This window comes from Enterococcus sp. AZ194, from assembly GCF_051713825.1.
In the GTDB taxonomy this organism is placed as follows: Bacteria; Bacillota; Bacilli; order Lactobacillales; family Enterococcaceae; genus Enterococcus_K.
Window position 1 is genome coordinate 515,419 of the sequence record NZ_JBIOQR010000001.1, and the last position, 16,308, is coordinate 531,726.

Sequence of the window (16,308 nt, forward strand, 5' to 3'; positions counted from 1 at the left end):
TTTGTTATCATATCATCAAGAAAGGGTAAAAATACAGTCTTTTTTTATGTTTTTTAAGAAATTTGATGTTATAGAAATAAGTGAGAGCCTTCATCGGAAATAAAACGCTTTGTTTAAAAATAGTCACAAATAGAAAATAATTCATTTGATAAATAATTTCTTTAAGATTCGTTAGGAAGAAAAGGAGAGTCCTGTTATAATAAATAAAAGATTTCAATGGGGAAAGTGATGGTGTCGTGTCGGTGGAAATTAGTGAGCAAAGAATTCCTTCAACGAATGATAAAAGCCAGTTAAAAGTGAAGGTTTGGCGACCAAAAAAATCAGTCAAAGCCGTTTTCCAAATCATTCATGGGATGGTTGAACATATTGAAAGATATGGTGAATTTGCGGTGTTTATGGCTTCTAAAGGCTATCTTGTTGTCGGACATGATCATATTGGTCATGGGGACTCAGTAGAAGAGGAAGCGGAGTACGGTCATTTTGGCTCAAAGGATGGCAATCAAATCCTCGTAAAAGATGTGGCTAATATTCAAAAATATTTTGCAGAAAAGTATCCCGACATTCCGTATTTTATTTTAGGGCACAGTATGGGCTCGTTAGTTTTGCGTAACTATTTGATTCAATACCCCGATGTTTCTTTAGCCGGGGCGATTCTGATGGGGACGGCACATGAACCGTTAATTAAAATGAATGCAGCAATTTTGGCAAGTGGAGTTCTTGCTAAAGTGAAGGGGGACAAATATCCTTCTAAATTACTGGATCAATTAGCCTTTGGAGGGTTTAACAAGCACTTTGAACCAACGCGCACCGCAAAAGATTGGTTAACTCGCGATGAAGAGATGGTCGATTTGTATTTGGCAGATCCCAAAACGCAATTTATTTTTTCGACAAAGGCGTATCAGGATTTATTTATTTTAACAAAAAATGCGAGCAACCCTGCGTTACTTAGTCAAATAAATACGGAGCTTGCGATTTACTTAATTTCAGGTGCTCAAGATCCTGTTGGGAATTTTGGGAAAAGCATCACAAAACTATATGAACAGTTAAAGGTCGATCATAAAAACGTGACGATAACGCTCGTCAAAAATGCGCGGCATGAAATTTTAAATGAAACCAACGCCTATGAAGTCTATCAAATGGTCTTAGATTGGATGGAGAAGAGACAATCGTTGACTAAAAAAAGTTCGACTAGTTGAATAAATAGAGAAAAGAAAAACAGCCCAAGAAAGCTAACCTATCACGAAAACGTGACGGAAGTTTTTTTGGCTGTTCGTTTGTCTAGTCGATTAGTCACAATTCCATTTACCATCTTCGAAATTGCAAGAGCCACCAAGTGCCTCATCTGTGTCTAGCGAAACCAAGGCAGGAGCCTTTTTTTCTTTTTCTAGCAGCTCACTAATGGTTGCAACGATGTTCTCTTTTGGTTGTGCGCCACTGATTAGATATTTCCCATCAATGATTAATGCGGGCACCCCTTTTAAGCCATACGCTTCGGCTAATTCAAAGTCTTTTTTCACAGCATTCAAGGTTTCGGTTGAGTGAAAAGCCTTTTGCCAGTCTGAAAAATTAACAGACGTCTCTTTTATTAAGTCCTCGATGACCACAACTTCTTCGATATTTAAGTTTCTGATAAATAAGCCTTCTTGTAGCTTGTCAAAGACCTCCCAGTAAGTTTCTTGTGTGCCAGTTAAAAGGGCTGCTTTGGCTGCGAGCAAACCATTTTTGGATGTGGGAAAATCAAAATCTGTTTGTTTCATTCCGTCAATATTAAAGCGATGTAAGGTATCGTTTTGGTTGGCGTGAGCCCAATGGTTTAAAACTTCCGGCTTGACGGCCTTTCTTGAACCAAACATGGCTTCAAAATCAGCAGGCTCCCACCCAAGTGCGAAGGAACGATGAATAATCTCAATTTCTGGTAACTCTTCTTTGACTTCTCTCATGCGATAAGACATTGGAAAACAGAAGCTACAAATCACATCATGAAAAAATTCTATTTTCATGGGAATCCTCCTTTTTTCAGTTGCTATATCAACTGATGTTAAATTCACTTTATTATTTTTTGTTTTTTGAGTCAATAATTATGCTTGTCAGGTATAATAGAGCATAATAAGAAACAGGTCGAGAAAAGGAAAAAGAGGTGATTCTTTGGGGAACGAGGAACTTTCGGTTGTGTTACACGAGCTAGATTTACTCATTCATCAAGAGATAGATAACGAGCTGAGCCAGTTCGAGTTAAGTGTGGAACAATCGAGAATTATCAACTATATTTTTGATGTCTATTCAGATGCCTTTTTCCTTTTTTGCGGCAATCGATGTGAGTGCTTCAAACTTTTTAATTCGGAATCCGTCTTGATTGAACCACAAGGCCTAGAATCGATCCGTTCGTCGACCACAAAAAAGAAAAATGGAGGGCTCTTGATAGACATTCATAGCCTATTAATCTTGAACAACAGCCGTTAACCCATCAATTCCTTTAATACAGCGTAGAGAATATACTTATTGATACCATTATAGACAGCCAACTTTGTTTGACCTGTATGAAGCGTTAGGCAAGTTGTTTCTCTTTTGAAGAGGGGGATGTAGTAGGTGCGAAAAAGGGAATAGTTCAACTGGTACGAGGGTATCCAATTTTTTATTGAATCAGCGATTATCTATGTAATTCTCTTTGATTTGATTCTTAATCCATAGAAAAACCTCATTATTATTAATTCCATTTTCTGGCGTCCAACTTAGTTTAGAACTAACCTTTCCATTGTTGAACGTAACTAGTGAAGGAGTATATTCAATAGAATATTGTTCTTTAAACCTATCCCACTTGACATCATCAGTATAGAGATTCATTATATTTAAATAGTTTATTTTTTTCTGGAAACTATTTTTTTTAACAAAATTTAAAAAATCAGGCTCAAAATTAGAGCAATCAGAACAATTTGTTCGTCCGATATAGTAAATGACTTCACTAGACTTATTGATGTCTGTTGAAAAGTTTTCTATACTAACTGAATTTAATATATCATAAACTTCAGGTATCACTCCTAAAAATATACAGTAAGTGCATCTCAATATGAATGTACTTACTGCATATGTAGTAATGTTCTAGGTAATATTAGTCTTCTTCGATTGGATGCGTTTTTTCATCTTTTTTTAACATAGTATTGTAATAAACATATGCACACAATCTCCAAATAAACAAAGGAATAAAAAAATATCCAGCAATCGTACAATTTCTGAGATATATAAAGTCCTTCGAATATATTGCAATAAATGTACCTATTAAAATGATTAAGACTGGGGTAAAGAAAGCTACAACATGGACAATACTAAACTTATGCAAATATGTATCCATCCTGTTTACCATCTATTATGTCTAGACCATAAGCTGCGATTCCACCTATTGATGCATTCATGACTGTTAAGCCAATATTTAATGCACCTAAAAAGGCTTTTCCTACAGCTGATCCAAAATGTCTAGATAATTGAATAGCAACCCCACTTGCTAATCTTTTTCCTACACTACTTTTTAATAATTTTCGTACTTTTAGTGCCGAAGAGATAGCGCCCCATCCTGCAATACAAGCGGCTGCCGCGTCAATGATTGTCGCAACATTTCCTCGTTTATTCCACCAATGTTTTCCAAACCCTCCGCCATCTAAATACATCATTTCTTCTTCTGCTACGTCTACATACTGCTTTGGTAGGATTAATTCCATTTTCCTTCCTCCTTCTTTTTATTTTTGAGGCTTCTTATTTGAATACAACATTTTCAAATATTAGGGTTCCTTTTATGGAAATATCCTTGATGCATTCTTTATTATCAGCTTCTTCAATATCCAAGTCCATCAATTCTGATAGGCGAACCATTGCAATTTGAGCTTCTTGATAAGTTAGTTGTAAAGAAACTAACTTTTGAATTGGATTTATGAAATAGCTACTTAATGTTTGAAATACCATTAAACCACCAATAGATAAGGTACCATTAATAATTGATAATGCTCCAAAACCGATTATGAATACATTACTCAGGTTTCCTATTCCAGATGATAGGAAACCTTGTATATTGCTAAGTAGACCTTCTTCGTATCCTAACTTTAAGACTTTTACAAATCGATTTTCTAGTCTATTGATATGACTGTTTTCGTTTGTATAAGCTTTTACTGTTTCTATATTTTGAATTGATTCTATTAGTTGAGAATTCATTGTGGATCCAGCTTCCATTTGTACATAATTTTATACTTTTATATTTTCTCTTGTATATATATTAAAAGTACGTCTATAAGTACTACGAACAACGTTACACTAAACAATAAACTATTCAGTTTAAATAATGCGAAGCCCGTAAATATAGCTAAAGTAGTATCCAGAGCTAATGAGATAGATACCTGAGAAAAAATGTCTTTTATCGTCATTGCATCTTGAAATCTTGTTAAAATGTCACTAACTTTTCTAGTTGAAAAAAATTCGTATGGAAGTCTTAATATATGACTGTAGTAGCCTAGCAATATGGGAAGATCTATTTTTCTAGATAGAAACAATAGTACATAACTTCTAAAAAATTCTAAAAATATCTGAATGAATCCTATAATCGCAAAAATCAAGACATAAATATATAAACTTTTTCTTAATTGATATGGAATTGTTTCATCGAATATTATTTTTGAAAACAAACTCGATATGATTCCAATAATAGTCAGCACTAGTGAAGTTATAATAATGGTTAGCAACAGTTGCTTTTGAGGCAACATTACTTGCTTAAATAATTGCCACATCGATGTATTTTTAAATCTGCTTGTCTCAAATTCACTTTTAGGGATTAATAAAATCAATACACCTGTAAATGATTTTTTTAAGAATTTAGTCGCATATTTAACTAATCCTTTTTCTGAGTCAGATACAAATATAGTATTTTTCTTAATTTTGTAAATCACAACAAAGTGATTCATTCCTACATCATTTATTACTTGTGCAATTGCTGGTAAAGTATATGAGCTTTGTATATCATTAATTTGAATTTTTATAATTATAATTTTATACTAAGAGTATAATAAGATTGAATTTTTGTTCCGTATCCCAACACTTACGAGGAGGAATGCTATGAATGAATTTGGAAGGATAATTAGACATCTACGTTTAGAACGGTCTATGACACAAAAAGAGCTTTCAAACGGAATATTATCAAGATCTCATTTATCAGAATTAGAGCGTGGGCATTATTTTTGTTCTTATGATAAGCTCTTGCTTATATTGAGGAAGCTAAATATTAATTTGTTAGAGTTTGACTCTTTGTTAGATAACAGTGTCTTTAAAGAAGAACTATTATTTCAATCAGAATCAGTTCAGTCAATTAATAGCCATAATTTGGAAAAGATTGAAGCTAGTTATAAAAAATTGAACAGTTACATTGATAATTTAGATAGTCCTTCTATGCGCTTGAAACATTTGCGACTACTTTATCTAGCTGTTTTTGATTATAATAAACATGGAAAGATTAACACTCCAGAAAAATATGAATCTATCTCTGTTTACTTGCTAAGTATTGATAACTGGAATTTTTATGAGTTAAACTTGCTAAATAATTTTCTTTTCATATTTCAGCCTAATGTTTTAACAACTATTTCAAAGAAATTACTATACAAATTAGACCAAGATAATCATAATAATATGAATCACAAGCAGATTCTTATAAAAACACTAATTAACATAAGTGATTTATATTTAAAAAGTGGTGACTATTCTTATTCAAAGAAGTTTAGTAAAAAGGCTTATGAATTATCACTTAAAAATAACATGCTTTTCGAATACTCTCTTTCAAAAATAAACTATTATTTAGCGAATATTGGATTATACAAAACCATCAACCCTGAAATTTATGAATTTATCTCTTTCCTAAGATTTTGTGAATACGGTACCTTGGTAGATGCAATTGAAAAAGACATCCAATATTACGTTAATTCACAAGATTAGCTTAGTAGATTTGATAGAAGAGATCGACTCATGAACGTCTCTATCCCCAATAACTCAAGACTAGAAAAAACGGTCTCCATCCTTTTCCGACGTTTTCCTAACAAACGATCTTCTACTTTTGAGGCACTAATCATATTTTTTCGTAGTGGTGTAGTTATTGTGATCCTTTTTTCGCTAAGTAATTCTTTCACCGAATTGCTTAGATAGCCCTTGTCGCCAATAATATGTGAAACCATCGAATTCTGTGCCAATGTAGAAACCATTCGAATATCGTGGAATGAAGCTGGACTTACGACATACTCTAAAGGATAGCCAGAATCCGTCAAAAAAAAACAAATTTTCACGCCATAATAATGCACCTTCTTCGTTGAATTGTAGCCAATATCAGCGACTTCTTTCGGCAGTTCCGAATTGACTTGTACAAAAGACTAGGTAAACTATCTACAATCACCAAATCTGTTCCTAGCGTCAATTCTTTGATAAAGAAATAGCGCATCAACTTGATTGTAAAAGATAAGTTTTGGCAAATCCGACAAAAACATGAACGTTCAGGAAAATCTGTCGGAGATATCTCGATTCTAATGGCTCGATAACTACTACTTTGTGTTTTATGTCCAGCCATCTGTGACCAGATTACAGCTGAAATAATTTGTGGATCTGATTGTTTTCGTAAATGTACATTTTGTGGATTAGTGAATTTTTCTGTATAGTGAAATTGGCTTTGCATCTAGTTCTCTCGATTCGTTGTGGTTTTGAGATTACTTTATGCCAAGCTTTTTTGTTTTGGCAAAAATTTTAACTAGCACAACGGGTATAGATTATTTTGTGAAGTATTCAGAATTTTATTTTTTGAAAGTATAGTGAATTATATACTGAAACTAGTCCTAATCTATCCTAAGAAAATAAAAAATGCGATCGTTTACTTCTATCTATTTTTGAAGCATATATATAATCAATAATAGATGAGTTTACACCGAAGAAAACTGAGAATGACACGGAATTTCATCAATTTTATTTTTAAGTCTTACATTCATGAAGTAACGACTTCATTTCCTGTTTCGAATGTTCTATTTCAACACATCAGCTTTATTCACTATATTTTGTTGAGCTAGCAACAGTGGTACGCAACAGATACATAGACATTTAGGATAATCAACCCAAATCTTGAAGTAATCATTCGAAAATTATTTTCATTACAAGTTCAGAATGAGCTGAATAACCTACCTAGCCGTATCGAGGAACACCTACTTAATTTGATATGTAAAATTTGAGTCAATAATTATGCTTGTCAGGTATAATAGAGCATAATAAGAAACAGGTCGAGAAAAGGAAAAAAGAGGTGATTCTTTGGGGAACGAGGAACTTTCGGTTGTGTTACACGAGCTAGATTTACTCATTCATCAAGAGATAGATAACGAGCTGAGCCAGTTCGAGTTAAGTGTGGAACAATCGAGAATTATCGCAATCTTAAATGAACAGGGAACGATGTGTCAAAATGAGCTTGCCTTAAACTTAAATAAAAATAAAGCAACGATTACGAGAATGCTGAACAGTTTGGAAAAGAAACAGTTTATAAAAAAAGAAAAGGATCCAGAAAATTGGAAACAAAATAATATTTTATTGACAGAAAAAGGAATTGAGGTGTTTGTTAAGGTAAAACAAGTCTCGATGGAAATTAACAGACGGATTAATAAAAATCTTTCCGCAGAAGAAAAAAACCAATTAATCAAGTTAGTGAATAAGGTAAGAAGTGGTTTAATAATAGAGCAGACAAAATGAGCCAATTCATTTTGTCTGCTCTTTAAAATTTTTGGAAGTAATCAGAGGGGCTCTTATAGGTGAAGCTAGATGATTAATTGTGAAATTTCGTTCAATATTTCTTTTTTATTTTTTGATATTAGATTATTCACTGGATTTAAAGTGATTTAAGAAAAATAAGATTGTGAATTCAAGAACTTGTTGTTGCTTTTTTTGATTACCTAGTCTATAGTAGTCCCTGTAGTAGCTACTAATTAAAAGTGAGGGTTAATCTATGGAAACGATTATTCAAATTATGAAAAAATATGATTTTTCAGAAATGGAAACGAGAGTCTATACAACTTTATTGGAGAAGGGAAATCTTACTGGGTACGAAGTAAGTAAGCACTCAGGGGTTCCTCGTTCAAAAGTTTATAACATTTTGGAAAAGCTAGTAAAAAAGAATTTGATAGTTGTTAATAAATCAGAGCCTAAGCTTTATCATGCAATATCAGCAGATGAATTTTTAGATAAGTTAGAAAAGAGTGTCAAAAATGATTTGTCATTTCTTACCAAAAATTTGGGAATGATTAAAGAAAAAGACGAAGAAGAAATGTTATGGAAAATTGAGGGTGTTGAGTATGTTCTGGATAAAGCAGAGCACTTAGTCAAGAACGCGAAGGAGAGTTTGTTCGTACAGGTTTGGCATGAAAACCTCACCTCTTCATTATTGGAGGTTCTACAGCAAGCTGAACAAAGAGTCGATAGGTTTGTTCTCATTTTGTTTAGTTCAAGACATGAATATGAATTACCGCTGGAAAAGTATTATATTCATGGGTTTGAAAAGGATAAGCTAGCCGACTTTGGAGCAAGCTGGATCAATGTTGTGGCAGATGAACAAGAAGTAGTGTTTGGCACAATCAATGAAGAGACACAAGTAACAGACGTGACGTGGACAAAAAATCACGCCATGGTGAATTTAGCAAAAGAATATATCAAACATGATGCATACACACTTAAAGTGATTACAGAATCTCCTGAAGAACTTAAAGTGAAATATGGCAAGGACTTTGAGGGAATCAGGGAGATCTACTAAGAATAAGTAGGAGGAATTTTCGTGATTCGAACTATATTGTTAGGCTTGATTATAGCAATTAACGCATATTTTATCGTTTATTTTATAAGGGATTTGATTAAGAACAAACAAGCATATAAAGAGGAACCAGGTGATACGAGAGTTTTACCTTTTACGTCATTTATTATCTTTTTTCTGTCGACGTTTGGAATTTCTGATTTTGCGATTGGGACAGTGTTATATCCAAAGATGAAGTGGGTAAGCATGAAAAAACTCCCTGGAACATTGAATACACAATGTGTAGTACCCGTTGCTGTCATGGCGTTATCCTATATAACAGCCATTAATGTTGGGGTAAAAACATTGGCGGTTTGTATAATTTGTCAGATTATTGGTGCATACTTAGGTCCAAGATTTGTTGTTAAGCTTCCAGAGCGAACGATTAAGATATTTGTCGGGGTTGGATTGCTTGTTGCTGCATTTTTGATTTTTGCAGGGCAAATGAATTGGATTCCCTCAAATGGAGCAGCCAGTGAATTATATGGAGGCAAACTTGTTCTAGCTGGCTTTTTGTTATTTGTCTATGGTGCATTAAACAATATCGGTATTGGTTCGTATGCTTTGACGATGGTTACGGTGTACTTGTTGGGATTAAATCCAGTTGCGGCTTTTCCTATCATGATGGGCGCTTGCACATTTTCTGTGCCAATTGGAAGTGTCCAATTCATCAAGTTTGGTGAATATAGTAGAAAAATTACCCTGTTCACCTCAACTTTTGGTGTGTTGGGTGTATTGGTAGCCGTCTTTTTAGTGAAGTCATTAAATACCTATATGCTAAAATGGTTAGTCATTTTTGTTTTATTATACAGTGCTTATACCATGTTAGGTAGCCAATTGAAAAAAAGAAAAACAATTAGTTAAGGAGCGAGTCAAATGTTAGTTTTGAAGAAAGAAGATATGATAAAGAGTTTTTCAATGAGAGAGGCAATTGATGCGGATAAAGAGGCGCTATCATTGTATTCTGCTGGCAAAGCGAGTGTCCCTCTACGGACGAATATAGAGGTTCCCAAAAATCACGGACAGAGCTTGTACATGCCGGCCTATGTTGATGGGCAAAAAGATGCGCTCGGTATCAAAATTGTTTCGGTGTATCCTGAAAATATAGAAAAAAATCTACCCAGTGTTCCTGCAACGATGATTGTTCTTGATCCGAAAACAGGGATGGTTTCTGCTTGTCTGGATGGCACCCATCTGACTCAATTAAGAACAGGTGCGGTTCAAGGAGCGGCAACAGAGCTTCTTTCTAGAAAAGAGGCAAAAATAGGGGCATTGATTGGTACAGGTGGACAAGCAGAAGCCCAATTAGAAGCGATGTTAACTGTCAGAGCATTAGAAGAGGTTCGAATCTTTGATATCAATTTTGAGCGTGCGAGTGCATTTGCAAAAGAGATGTCACGTCAGTTCTCTGCTACTATACGCCCAACAAAAACCAGTCAAGAATGTGTCGAAGGAGCCGACATCATTACTAGCGTGACGACCTCAAAACAAGCCACTTTTTCTGCCGAATGGATAAAAAAAGGTGCACATGTTAATGGCGTAGGAGCCTATACACCTGAAATGTGTGAGATTCCAAGAGAGCTTGTTAAGAAGGCTGACATTGTTATTTTTGATACGATGGCAGGTGTTCTTGAAGAAGCAGGCGATTTTATTTCGCCATTAAAGGACGGGTATGTTCAAAGAGCAGACTACCATGGAGAATTGGGACAATTAGTGAATGGTGAGTTGATGGGACGGACAAATGATGAACAAATCACCCTCTTTAAAACAGTCGGCTCAGCTGTCTTAGACGTAGTGGTTGCCGCTAAAATCGTAGAAAAGGCAAAAGATAAACAGTTGGGAATAGAGGTTTAAAGCGAATGGTGAAGTGTTATAAAAAAGCATCGAAGTAATGTAACGTAGATTGGACGAACGAGAGAGAAATTTTTAGAGATAAGACGACTGAATGCGCATTCTACACTATGCCTACATTTTTGGTTATCTTGTCTCTATTTATTTGCTTTTGGACTTGTTACAATGTTTGTAATTTAACAAATAAACAATGAGGTGATAAGAATGAAGGAACAAGTAAAAGCATTGACAAATGAGGGGGCTCCTTATGATGATATGGATAAACAGGTGGATACAGTTCGTGCTCATGCACTTAAAGAGTGTCGAAGATATAATTTTTTAGTGAATTCAGAAAATAAATATGAACCCTCTATCTTAAAGAATCTCTTTCATAAGATGGGCGAAAATGTCCACATAGAATCTAACTTTTTGTGTGAGTTTGGTTTCAATATTTCACTAGGCAATAATATTTATTTGAACCACGATATGGTTATTTTGGATTGTAATGAAGTGACGATTGGTGATGATGTTTATGTGGGACCAAGAGTGGGACTGTATGGCGCAAATCATGCGGAAGATCCGATTGAACGAGCGGAGCATATTGTTTATGCGAAACCTATCCATATTGGTGATAAAGTTTGGTTAGGTGCTGGCGTTCATGTACTCCAAGGTGTCACAATTGGCGAGAACACAATCATCGGAGCAGGTAGTGTTGTAACAAAAGATATTCCAGCAAACGTGATTGCTGCTGGAAATCCATGTAAGGTAATTCGACCAATTAAGAAAAAAGATCGCGAAGAGTTGCGACGGTAAGCAATTTAATTTTGAGCGGGTCATAAATTGAAAAGAGGCAAAGGGAGAGTGGAAAGCTCTATCTTTGCTTCTTTTTGTTAGTTAGAGATAGGAATGATTAGCTAACGTAAGTCATCACTTTGATATTTTGTTCATAATTGCCCCAGTGTTCCCCGAAAATTGTCAAGCCACCTATATTTTCAACAGATTCCTCAGAAGCAATTCGAAGGGTGAAATAGTCTGAGTTGGAGAGGTCGAAGTCATTAATATTCAGATTGGTCGTAGGAACACCATTAATACTTGTATCATATTGGTTAATTCGGATGTGCTTAAGCTCTCCATACTGACTACAGGTGTCAGGCCACCAATTTGGCGTTAAACGTCCGCGAACGTCTGCATAGTTTCCATTAACCGTATCTGTTCCTATCTTTTTCCCATTAATATAGTAAGTGAGGTCGCTTGGCCACGTATTGTTTGAGATAGGGAATTCAGAAGCAATCTCAAAGCTAATGTCCAATAGCTCAAGGTGGTCTGTTTGTTGAACCATGTTTGGAATCTTATACTCAAAAAAGCCCTTTGCAGCCCAGACAATTTGAGCATCCACACGCTGGCTATCTAGAAAAGCAATGGCTTGGTCAGCATTACCGATATGTGCTTCTTCAGAGGCAAGTCCGCATGTGGGTTCTACTTGGAAATCGGTGAAATGGCCGACTTTAACATTGGTTTGGTAGCAACGGTATTCAGGGAAAATCTTTTCAGGGAAATCGATGCCGATGTGATCAATGGCTAATGTTGCTAATTTTTGTAAGCCAAATTTTCCAGGGGCACGCCGAGTTTTAACAATTCCAGCATCTTCTAATTGTTGAATATGACGCGTAGTGATGGCACTAGAAATGCCAAGCGAGGATGCAATCTCACCGATATTCATCTCGCCTGTAGCTAGTTGGTTGATAATAGCAAGTCTTGTTTCATTCGCCAGTGCTTGGAAAACAGCGAGGGATTTGTTCGAAGTATCAATAATCATACTGCTCATTCCTTTACTTATTTGTTAAATAGATTTGGTTAAAATATATAATTTTGTTATATGGTTAACGTTCAAGTTAAATTAATTAACTTTTCTAGACAACCATTGACCAATTATGAAAACGCTGTTACTATTTGTGTGTTGATTAATATGTTAATTAACAATAATATTATAACTCATGATTAACTAATAAGTCAATTAAGATTAAAGGAAACTATTTATTATTTTGGAGGAAATTGATTGTATGGATGATAGAAAGAAGCACCCTAGACCACAATTTATCAGAAAAGAGTGGCATTGCTTAGATGGCAAATGGCAGTTTGCTTTTGATGATGAGGATGAGGGGATTAAAGAAAACTGGGTAGAAAACTTTCCATTAACACACGAAATTTTGGTTCCGTTTACATACGAGACGGAGCTCAGTGGAATCAATGATCCGAGTCATCATAAAATTGTTTGGTATCAAACAATTTTTGAAGTGTCAGATGTGGCTAACCAAACGCTTTATTTTGAAGGTGTTGATTTTGAGACACAAGTTTGGCTGAATGGTCAATTGCTGGGAAGTCATAAAGGCGGATATGAACGGTTTTCATTTGATTTAGCTCCTTATTTAACTATTGGGACAAATAGAATTACTGTGCGTGTGGAAGATTCACTTTCGTGTGAACAGCCTCGTGGGAAACAACGCTGGTTGCAAGATAATTTTGGCTGTTGGTATGTGCAAACAACAGGTATTTGGAAATCAGTTTGGCTTGAAAAAGCTCCGTTACAGCGTGTAGAGCAGGTAAAGATGAGACCGGATTTAGATAATGATTTAGTCCACATTGAAGTGGAATTAAAAGATTCTTCGGTTATGCCAGACACGCCTAGTTACTACCTAGAAGCAGAAGCAAGTTTTAAAGGAAAATTAATTAGCTATCATAAATATTTACTGCAACATAATAACGGTAGATTTACCTTAGATACGCGGGAAAAGGGAAATGCTGACTCTGGAACGCATCGTTGGAGCCCACAAACTCCTAATTTATATGATTTGACCGTCCGTTTGTATGATACGGAGGGACATTTGCTTGATGAAGTCTTAAGTTATTTTGGTATGAGAAAAATAAGCATAGAGAATGGACATGTTTTATTAAATAATCGTACTCTTTACCAACGATTGATTCTAGATCAAGGGTATTGGTCTGAGTCAGGGATGACCCCTCCATCTGTGGAGGCGTTAGAGAAAGATCTCGAACGAATTCGTGAGATGGGGTATAACGGTTTGCGAAAACATCAAAAAATTGAGGATGAACGCTTCTACTACCTTTGTGATGAAATGGGGCTTTTGGTATGGGCTGAGATGCCTTCAACCTATGTTTTTAATGATGTGGCAATCGCACAGTTTACGCAGGAATGGTTACAGATTGTCAAACAGTATTATAACCATCCTTCAATTATCACCTGGGTTGCGTTTAATGAAAGTTGGGGAATTAAAGGAATTAATGAACACAAGCGGCCTCAAAGTTTTACAGAGGGAATCTATCATCTGACAAAAGCAATCGATCCTTATCGTCCAGTGATTACAAATGATGGCTGGGAGCACACAGTTTCAGATATTTTGACGTTGCATGACTATGAAGAGCTAGGTGAGGTTTTTTCTAAGCGTTACTCAGATCATCGAGATTTTGCCGTTGAGGAAGACTCAAACAAGGAACGGATTGTAAACAATAAAATCCAATTCAACGATGGTTGGTTTGCTTTTGCGAACGGCTATCGTTACACCGGACAGCCGATTATCATCAGTGAGTTTGGTGGAATTGCTTTTACGGCAGATAGAAAAGACCAATGGGGATATGGCAATCAAGTGAAAAATGAAGAAGAGTTTATGACGAGATTTGAGAATATCCACACAGCAATTCAAGATATTCCCTATATTTCTGGGTTTTGTTATACACAACTAACGGATGTTGAACAGGAAGTGAATGGTCTGTTGACTCCCCAACGAGAGGCAAAGGTAGACCTTACACAAGTAAAACGAATTAATGAAAGACGCGTTTGAAATTAGTTTTAGGGTATTCATTCAGTTTTAAGGAGCTGAATTTTATTAAATTCATTTTGTTGGAGGAATAGCTATGAAAAAATGGAAAACATCTTTATTAGGACTAACATTATCAGTTGCTTCAATTTTATCACTGGCTGCTTGTGGATCAGGTGATAAGGATGCGGCAGAAGGTGGGGGCGACAGTAAAGGATTTACTTTGCTTAGTCCAGACCACAGCGCGGATCATCCAAAGAATAAAGATTTATGGATGTGGAAGGAGTATGAGAAAAAATCTGGAATTCCTATTACGTGGCAAGAATCAAAAGATATCAACGAAAAGAAAAACCTTCTGTTGTCTGAGTCTAAATTACCAGATGCCTTCTATCAAGTTTATTGGACTTCTGATGAGTTAGTGAAGTATGGCGGACAAGGGTTATTCCAACCGATTGAGGGACTATTGGAAAAGCATGCACCAAATTTCTACAAACTGATGCAAGAAAATCCTGAGATTAAAAAGAGTATTACAGCGCCAGATGGGCATATTTATTTCTTGCCAGAATTATCGATGGATCCACAGATTATGGGTCTAACTTTTAGATATTATATCAATAAAGAATGGTTGGATAAATTAGGTTTAGAAAAACCTCGTACAACAGAAGAATTGAAAGAAGTGTTAACGGAGTTTGTCACAAAAGACCCGAATGGGAATGGAAAAGCAGATGAACAAGGTTGGTATATGAACAGCGGGGAACTACCAAACAGTTTTGAAAAATTATTAATGGCGGCTTATGGTATGGGAACTGGTGGACGTACAGGGATTGAAACGTCTGTGTATTACGAAACAGATGGTTCTCTTCAATTGACGTTAAATAGCGACAGGATGAGAGATGTTTGGAAATATGAAGCAGATTTATTCCAAAATAATTTGATGTCAAAAAATGCGTTTGCAGGTGCTGATGGTGATAAATGGCGTGCGGATGCTTCAAACAATACGGTTGGGTTATGGACTTGGGTAAGCCCTGAATTTATAGGTGGCTCAGTGCAAGATAAATATACACCAATCAATATTATTGCAGGACCTAATGGAGATAAAAGTTTAGTTATCAATGGACCAGTTGGTACTTCTGGTTTGGTTATTACGAAAGATTGTAAAGACCCAGGTAAGTTACTAGAATGGGCAGATTATTGGTACAGCAAAGAAGGATCAGATTTTGGTTACTTAGGTAAAGAAGGCGTTACGTATCACAAGGTTGATGGCAAAAATGTCTATATTGATAAAATTTTGAAGTTTGAAAAAGGGGCGCAGCTTGGCTCTTATCAATATCTTGACAATGTGTATGGTGGAGGTTATCCGTACTTGAACCCAACACAAGCAGACCGTGATATTGCACAAGGGTTAAAACCTGTAACTTACGATGATTTTAATGATGACGTTATGCCTGAAAAAATGTTGTCTCCTGTTATGCCAACGCCAGAAGAGTCTGGACAGTTGTCTACTATTATGACAGATATGAATAACTATATAGAGCAAGCTCGTGTGAAATTTGTAACTGGTAAATGGAATTTCACTAGTGATTGGGATAACTATGTAGATCAATTAAAGAAAATAGGTTCAGATAAATTGTTAGAAATTCGCCGTACACAATACGAACGATATGATAAAGAATAAGTAGATAATTGCTTATCTAGCCTAGAACTGTGCGTGGACTGCATAGCTCTAGGCATGTCTTTTAAAAATTATAAGTAGCGAATTCGTCTGAAGGACTTTGTTTATAGAAGAAAAAGTGCATTTGCAGAGGAATACAACGA

Annotated in this window: 18 protein-coding genes; 10 read left to right on the top strand and 8 right to left on the bottom strand. The window is 35.5% G+C overall.

What is annotated here, in order from left to right; translation table 11 throughout:
- Positions 1–242 precede the first annotated feature (242 nt).
- On the top strand, positions 243–1,196 hold the full coding sequence (locus IGI37_RS02610) for an alpha/beta fold hydrolase (RefSeq protein ID WP_438759839.1): 954 nt from the start codon (positions 243–245) through the stop codon (positions 1,194–1,196).
- A 90-nt stretch (positions 1,197–1,286) separates the two neighbouring features.
- On the opposite strand, the gene IGI37_RS02615 is transcribed toward IGI37_RS02610, so the two are convergent.
- Positions 1,287–2,000, bottom strand: a complete 714-nt coding sequence (locus IGI37_RS02615) for a DsbA family oxidoreductase (RefSeq protein ID WP_438759840.1) — start codon at positions 1,998–2,000, stop codon at positions 1,287–1,289.
- 145 nt (positions 2,001–2,145) lie between these two features.
- On the opposite strand from IGI37_RS02615, the gene IGI37_RS02620 reads away from it, so the two are divergent.
- A complete protein-coding gene (locus IGI37_RS02620) occupies positions 2,146–2,460 on the top strand; it encodes a hypothetical protein (protein WP_438759841.1) in 315 nt (104 codons plus the stop codon).
- A 180-nt stretch (positions 2,461–2,640) separates the two neighbouring features.
- Here IGI37_RS02620 and IGI37_RS02625 read toward each other — a convergent pair whose 3' ends face one another.
- The 4 genes from IGI37_RS02625 to IGI37_RS02640 form a co-directional block, all read right to left on the bottom strand.
- Positions 2,641–3,033, bottom strand: a complete 393-nt coding sequence (locus IGI37_RS02625) for a thioredoxin family protein (RefSeq protein WP_438759842.1) — start codon at positions 3,031–3,033, stop codon at positions 2,641–2,643.
- 293 nt (positions 3,034–3,326) lie between these two features.
- The gene (locus tag IGI37_RS02630; RefSeq protein ID WP_438759843.1) at positions 3,327–3,710 is read right to left on the bottom strand and encodes an argininosuccinate lyase; all 384 of its coding nucleotides are present in this window, start codon (positions 3,708–3,710) and stop codon (positions 3,327–3,329) included.
- A 34-nt stretch (positions 3,711–3,744) separates the two neighbouring features.
- A complete protein-coding gene (locus IGI37_RS02635) occupies positions 3,745–4,197 on the bottom strand; it encodes an ABC transporter transmembrane domain-containing protein (RefSeq protein ID WP_438759844.1) in 453 nt (150 codons plus the stop codon).
- Positions 4,198–4,235: 38 nt separating this feature from the next.
- Complete coding sequence (locus IGI37_RS02640) at positions 4,236–5,024, bottom strand: ABC transporter transmembrane domain-containing protein (protein ID WP_438763568.1); 789 nt, start codon at positions 5,022–5,024, stop codon at positions 4,236–4,238.
- A gap of 67 nt (positions 5,025–5,091) precedes the next feature.
- Here IGI37_RS02640 and IGI37_RS02645 point away from each other — a divergent pair, with 67 nt between their 5' ends.
- Positions 5,092–5,961, top strand: coding sequence for a helix-turn-helix domain-containing protein (locus tag IGI37_RS02645; RefSeq protein WP_438759845.1), 870 nt, complete (start codon positions 5,092–5,094; stop codon positions 5,959–5,961).
- Here IGI37_RS02645 and IGI37_RS02650 read toward each other — a convergent pair.
- Together IGI37_RS02650 and IGI37_RS02655 are read right to left on the bottom strand one after the other, a co-directional pair.
- Entirely contained in the window at positions 5,958–6,305 is a 348-nt protein-coding gene (locus IGI37_RS02650; protein ID WP_438759846.1) for a transposase, read from the bottom strand. The two genes, IGI37_RS02645 and IGI37_RS02650, sit on opposite strands and share 4 nt — an antisense overlap.
- Positions 6,302–6,688, bottom strand: coding sequence for a hypothetical protein (locus tag IGI37_RS02655; RefSeq protein WP_438759847.1), 387 nt, complete (start codon positions 6,686–6,688; stop codon positions 6,302–6,304). Before IGI37_RS02655 ends, IGI37_RS02650 begins: the two co-directional genes overlap by 4 nt.
- Positions 6,689–7,308: 620 nt before the next feature.
- Between IGI37_RS02655 and IGI37_RS02660 the strand changes: the two genes are divergently transcribed.
- The 5 genes from IGI37_RS02660 to IGI37_RS02680 all read left to right on the top strand — a co-directional run bounded on the left by IGI37_RS02660 (position 7,309) and on the right by IGI37_RS02680 (position 11,473).
- Positions 7,309–7,740, top strand: a complete 432-nt coding sequence (locus tag IGI37_RS02660) for a MarR family winged helix-turn-helix transcriptional regulator (RefSeq protein WP_438759848.1) — start codon at positions 7,309–7,311, stop codon at positions 7,738–7,740.
- A 253-nt stretch (positions 7,741–7,993) separates the two neighbouring features.
- Positions 7,994–8,794 (top strand): TrmB family transcriptional regulator, encoded by an 801-nt coding sequence (locus tag IGI37_RS02665; RefSeq protein WP_438759849.1) that lies wholly within the window; start codon positions 7,994–7,996, stop codon positions 8,792–8,794.
- A gap of 21 nt (positions 8,795–8,815) precedes the next feature.
- Positions 8,816–9,694, top strand: a complete 879-nt coding sequence (locus IGI37_RS02670) for a sulfite exporter TauE/SafE family protein (protein ID WP_438759850.1) — start codon at positions 8,816–8,818, stop codon at positions 9,692–9,694.
- Between the two features lie 12 nt (positions 9,695–9,706).
- Entirely contained in the window at positions 9,707–10,684 is a 978-nt protein-coding gene (locus tag IGI37_RS02675) for an ornithine cyclodeaminase family protein (protein ID WP_438759851.1), read from the top strand.
- Positions 10,685–10,885: 201 nt separating this feature from the next.
- Positions 10,886–11,473, top strand: a complete 588-nt coding sequence (locus tag IGI37_RS02680) for a sugar O-acetyltransferase (RefSeq protein ID WP_438759852.1) — start codon at positions 10,886–10,888, stop codon at positions 11,471–11,473.
- A gap of 97 nt (positions 11,474–11,570) precedes the next feature.
- Here the strand turns inward: IGI37_RS02680 and IGI37_RS02685 are convergent, their stop codons facing one another.
- Positions 11,571–12,476 carry an ArsR/SmtB family transcription factor gene (locus IGI37_RS02685; protein WP_438759853.1) on the bottom strand — a complete coding sequence of 302 codons (906 nt, stop codon included), beginning with the start codon at positions 12,474–12,476 and terminating at the stop codon, positions 11,571–11,573.
- A gap of 244 nt (positions 12,477–12,720) precedes the next feature.
- Here IGI37_RS02685 and IGI37_RS02690 point away from each other — a divergent pair, with 244 nt between their 5' ends.
- On the top strand, positions 12,721–14,517 hold the full coding sequence (locus IGI37_RS02690; RefSeq protein ID WP_438759854.1) for a glycoside hydrolase family 2 protein: 1,797 nt from the start codon (positions 12,721–12,723) through the stop codon (positions 14,515–14,517).
- Between the two features lie 73 nt (positions 14,518–14,590).
- Complete coding sequence (locus tag IGI37_RS02695) at positions 14,591–16,168, top strand: extracellular solute-binding protein (RefSeq protein WP_438759855.1); 1,578 nt, start codon at positions 14,591–14,593, stop codon at positions 16,166–16,168.
- Positions 16,169–16,308: the final 140 nt, after the last annotated feature.

Bases quoted from the DNA above. Each gene is read 5' to 3' on its own strand.
- IGI37_RS02615 (WP_438759840.1), bottom strand. From the start codon at position 2,000: ATGAAAATAGAATTTTTTCATGATGTGATTTGTAGCTTCTGTTTTCCA.
- IGI37_RS02630 (WP_438759843.1), bottom strand. From the start codon at position 3,710: ATGGAATTAATCCTACCAAAGCAGTATGTAGACGTAGCAGAAGAAGAA.
- IGI37_RS02635 (WP_438759844.1), bottom strand. From the start codon at position 4,197: ATGAATTCTCAACTAATAGAATCAATTCAAAATATAGAAACAGTAAAA.
- IGI37_RS02645 (WP_438759845.1), top strand. From the start codon at position 5,092: ATGAATGAATTTGGAAGGATAATTAGACATCTACGTTTAGAACGGTCT.
- IGI37_RS02655 (WP_438759847.1), bottom strand. From the start codon at position 6,688: ATGCAAAGCCAATTTCACTATACAGAAAAATTCACTAATCCACAAAAT.
- IGI37_RS02665 (WP_438759849.1), top strand. From the start codon at position 7,994: ATGGAAACGATTATTCAAATTATGAAAAAATATGATTTTTCAGAAATG.
- IGI37_RS02675 (WP_438759851.1), top strand. From the start codon at position 9,707: ATGTTAGTTTTGAAGAAAGAAGATATGATAAAGAGTTTTTCAATGAGA.
- IGI37_RS02680 (WP_438759852.1), top strand. From the start codon at position 10,886: ATGAAGGAACAAGTAAAAGCATTGACAAATGAGGGGGCTCCTTATGAT.
- IGI37_RS02685 (WP_438759853.1), bottom strand. From the start codon at position 12,476: ATGATTATTGATACTTCGAACAAATCCCTCGCTGTTTTCCAAGCACTG.
- IGI37_RS02690 (WP_438759854.1), top strand. From the start codon at position 12,721: ATGGATGATAGAAAGAAGCACCCTAGACCACAATTTATCAGAAAAGAG.
- IGI37_RS02695 (WP_438759855.1), top strand. From the start codon at position 14,591: ATGAAAAAATGGAAAACATCTTTATTAGGACTAACATTATCAGTTGCT.